Below are 4,044 nucleotides of genomic sequence, written 5' to 3'. Positions count from 1 at the left end.
CCCGCGTCCGCCGCGAGGGAGACCCGGGGGTCGCGCGGGTCCGCGCCTGCGGTCGAGCCCCAGGACACCCGGCGGTCCTTGTCGCCGCCGAAACCGGTCTGGCGGGAGCGGTCGGCGCCCCACGCGGAGGCAGGCTCGGGGCGGATGCCGTGCAGGGCGTTGCCGGAGGCCGAGCGGGCCGCTTCGCCGTCGGGCGCCGGGTCCTCGTCGAAGAAGTGCGGGCCCGTCTCCTCCATGGCGCCGGACGGGCCGGAGCCGGACGGCGGAGCGAGCGGCTCGCCGTCGGAGGGAGCCGGACGGCTCGTACCCGGCACCCAGGCCGCGCCGTTCCAGTACCGGACATATCCAGGAATGGACGGATCCGGGTAATACCCTTCGCGGGGCCTGTCGTCGCCGGGGGCCGGGGTTGGGGCGCTCATGTCCGTCGTCCCGTATCTGCTCGTGGGTTGGGTGGAGAGCATCCACATCTACCAGACGCCGGCAAGTCCCATGACCGCTGCCTCCGGACCCGCCCCATTCACGCACGGATCTGCTACGGGCGAAGAGGGCCGCCGGTCACCGGGAGCCGCTCGGCGGACCCGTCGGAAAAAAGTTTCGCGAACCCGCGTAATGCTTCGGGGCCCTGGCCCCTCTCACTCGTACGGGCCCGCGCACAGGGCCCCTCTACGAGAGAGGAACGATCACCATGCGGCACACCGTCGTGGAGCGCGAACTGGAGCTCGGACTCGTCCTGTCGCCCGAGCGCAGCGTCCCCGTACCGGCCAAGCTCGGCTTCCGCAGCGACGACCCGTACGCCGTCCACATCACCTTCCACGTCAACTCCGACCGCCCGGTGCACTGGACGTTCGCGCGGGAGCTGCTCGTGGAGGGCGTGTTCCGGCCGTGCGGGCACGGCGACGTGCGGGTGTGGCCGACGAAGGTGTCGGGCCGGAGCGTGGTGCTGATGGCGCTCAGCTCGCCGGACGGGGACGCGCTGCTCGAAGCGCCGGCCGCCGCCGTGTCGGCCTGGCTGGAGCGGACCCTGCGGGTGGTGCCGCCGGGCTCGGAGTTCGACATGCTGCGCATCGACGACGGCCTGGCCGAACTCCTCGCCCAGTGAGGCGCGTGCCTCGGAACCGAGGGACTCGGCACCGAGGGGGTCAGAACAGTTTGCCCGGGTTGAGGATGCCCAGCGGGTCGAAGGCCGACTTCACCGCCCGCTGCATCTCCATGCCCACCGGGCCCAGCTCCCGCGCCAGCCACTCCTTCTTGAGGATGCCCACGCCGTGCTCGCCGGTGATCGTGCCGCCGAGTTCCAGGCCGAGGGCCATGATCTCGTCGAAGGACTCACGGGCGCGCCGTGACTCGTCGGGGTCTGCCGCGTCGAAGCAGACGGTGGGATGCGTGTTGCCGTCGCCGGCGTGTGCGCAGACGCCGATGGTCAGGTCGTACTTCTCGGCGACACGCTCCACGCCCTCGATCAGCTCGCCGAGCTTCGAGCGCGGCACGCACACGTCGTCGATCATCGTCGTGCCCTTCACCGCCTCCAGCGCGGTGAGCGACAACCGCCGCGCCTGGAGCAGCAGGTCGGACTCGGCCGCGTCGTCCGCCGGTACGACCTGGGTGGCGCCCGCGGCCTCGCACAGTGCCCCGACGGCGGCGAGGTCGGCGGCCGGGTCCGGGGTGTCGAAGGCGGCGAGGAGCAGCGCCTCGGTGGTCTCCGGCAGGCCCATGTGCGCGAGGTCGTTGACGGCCTTCACCGTCGTACGGTCCATGAGTTCGAGCAGTGAGGGGACGTGCCCGCCGGCCATGATCCGGCACACCGCGTCGCACGCGGCCGCCGCCGACGCGAACTCCGCGGCGAGCACGAGCTGCCGGGGCGGCTGCGGCTTGAGGGCGAGGGTCGCCCGTACGACGATGCCGAGTGAGCCCTCCGAGCCGACGAAGAGCCGCGTGAGGTCGTAGCCGGCGACGCCCTTCGCGGTGCGCCTGCCGGTGGACATCAGCCGGCCGTCGGCGAGTACGACGTCCAGGCCGAGGACGTATTCGGCGGTCACCCCGTACTTCACACAGCACAGGCCGCCGGAGGCCGTGCCGATGTTGCCGCCGATCGTGCACATCTCCCAGCTGGAGGGGTCCGGCGGGTAGTGGAGGCCGTGCTCGTTGACCGCGCGGGAGAGCGTCGCGTTGATGACGCCGGGTTCGACGACGGCGATGCGGTCGACGGGGTTGATCTCCAGGATCCGGTCCATTTTCGTCAGGGACAGCACGACGCAGCCCTCGGAGGCGTTCGCGCCGCCGGACAGGCCCGTGCGGGCGCCCTGCGGGACCACCGGGACGCGCAGTTCCGTCGCGACCCGCATGACGTGCTGCACCTGTTCGACGGTCCGGGGCAGCACGACGACCGCCGGGACACCCGCCTCGCAGAAGCTCGCCATGTCGTGTCCGTACGAGGCCGTGACGTCCGGATCGACGAGGACCGCCTCCGGCGGCAGGCCACTCAGCAGACGGTCGACGAGGTTGCCGGTCGTCTCGTCACTCGGGGCTTGGATACGGCTCATGATCCAAGCTTCACACTCGCGGCCATCGGTGTGAACCCGTCGGCGCGAGCGTTCGGGGGTACGGGATGTGGTCGTCGTATTGACGCACAGTGAGCTGCATGGCTGTGGAGAACGAGCGGCGGGCGGCGTGGCGGCGGGTCGCCGGGTGGGCACAGGGGCAGGGGCCAGGGCCGGGGCGGAGGGTGGCCGCGGCTCTCGTCGGGTGTTTCGTGCTCGGGGGTGTGCTGATGGTGGTGCCGCCGGACGGGGGTGGCGCCGACGGCGGGCGGGCGGCACGGGTGGTGGGTGCGGCCGGGCCCGAGGGACGGCGGGCGGGGGCCACGATGGCGGCCGGGGTGCCCGCCGCGCTGCCCGAGGTCGTCGCGACCGTGCGGGAACGTGAGGCCCGGGTGCGGGACCGTCCGCGTGACCACGCCTCGTGGGCGGTGCTCGGCGTGGCGTACACCGAGCGGGCCCGGCGGACCGGCGCTGTCGGGGACTATCCGAGGGCCGGACGCGCCCTGAGCACCTCGCTGCGTCTGCGGCCGAACGGCAACGCGGACGCCCTAGAAGGCCTGGCCGCCCTCGCGAACGCCCGCCGCGACTTCCGGACGGCGCGACGCTGGGGCGAGGAGGCCGTACGGGTGTCGCCGGCGCGCTGGACCTCGTACGCCCTGCTCATCGAGGCGTACGACGGGCTCGGCCGGTACAAGGCGGCCCGCGCGACCCTGGACAGGATGCTCGCCGTGAACTCCGGGCCGGCGGCTCGGGCGCGGGCCGCGCAGGTCTACTGGGACCAGGGGGCGCGGGAGGACGCGGCGGCGGCGATCTCGGACGCGGCGGCCGCGGAGACGACGGCGGCGGGGCCGTCGGCCGCGGGTGCCGTGTGGTGGGTTCGGGCCGGGGAGCTGGCCTGGGAGCGGGGGGAGGCGGAGGAGTCGTTGCGGTACTGCGCGGCTGCCGGGAACGAACCGGAGGCCGACGCGTGCCGGGGGCGGGCGCTGGCCGCGCTGGGAAGGACGGCGGAGGGGGTGCGGGCGTACCGGGTGGCACTGTCGCGGCGGCCGTCGGCACGGGTCGCGCTGCGGTTGGGCGAGTTGTACGCGTCGCTGGGGCGGAAGACGCGGGCGCGGGAGCAGTACGGGGTGGTGCGCACGCTGGTGGCGCGGTCCGCCGCGGCCGGGGTGAACGAGTCGCTCGTCCTCGGGGCGCTGGAGGCGGACCACGGTGATCCGGAGGAGGCGGTGCGGGTGCTCCGTGCGGAGTGGGAGCGACAGCCGAGTCCGCGGGTGGCGGACGCGCTGGGGTGGGCCTTGCACCGGGCGGGGGAGGACGGGGAGGCGCTGGGGTTCGCGCGGCGGGCGACGGATCGGGCGCGGGGTGGGGAGGTACGGAGTGCGGCCCACGTGTATCACCGGGGGGTGATCGAGCGGGCCTTGGGGCTGGAGGCCCCGGCCCGGCGGCATCTTGCCGAGGCTCGGCGGCTCAACCCGTACTTCTCCGGGGGTGGGGGCGTATCGCGTGA

The 4,044-nt window shown here is 73.8% G+C and carries 4 protein-coding genes; 2 read left to right on the top strand and 2 right to left on the bottom strand.

Annotated elements, in window-relative coordinates; all coding sequences use genetic code 11:
- Positions 1-419, bottom strand: a 419-nt coding sequence (locus AWZ10_RS16795) for a DUF2510 domain-containing protein (protein WP_159058292.1), incomplete at its 3' end; no start/stop codon positions are given.
- A 266-nt stretch (positions 420-685) separates the two neighbouring features.
- On the opposite strand from AWZ10_RS16795, the gene AWZ10_RS16790 reads away from it, so the two are divergent.
- Positions 686-1,099, top strand: coding sequence for an SsgA family sporulation/cell division regulator (locus AWZ10_RS16790; RefSeq protein WP_037703563.1), 414 nt, complete (start codon positions 686-688; stop codon positions 1,097-1,099).
- A gap of 40 nt (positions 1,100-1,139) precedes the next feature.
- Here the strand turns inward: AWZ10_RS16790 and AWZ10_RS16785 are convergent, their stop codons facing one another.
- Positions 1,140-2,540: an FAD-binding oxidoreductase gene (locus AWZ10_RS16785; protein WP_060891460.1), complete on the bottom strand. Its 1,401-nt coding sequence runs from the start codon at positions 2,538-2,540 to the stop codon at positions 1,140-1,142.
- 98 nt (positions 2,541-2,638) lie between these two features.
- On the opposite strand from AWZ10_RS16785, the gene AWZ10_RS16780 reads away from it, so the two are divergent.
- The coding region (locus AWZ10_RS16780; RefSeq protein WP_107417447.1) for a tetratricopeptide repeat protein at positions 2,639-4,044 on the top strand (1,406 nt) is incomplete at its 3' end.

This window comes from Streptomyces europaeiscabiei, assembly GCF_001550375.1.
GTDB classification, from domain to species: domain Bacteria; phylum Actinomycetota; class Actinomycetes; order Streptomycetales; family Streptomycetaceae; genus Streptomyces; species Streptomyces europaeiscabiei.
The sequence above is the reverse complement of the archived record's forward strand: the minus strand, read 5'-3'. Positions and strand labels throughout refer to the sequence as shown.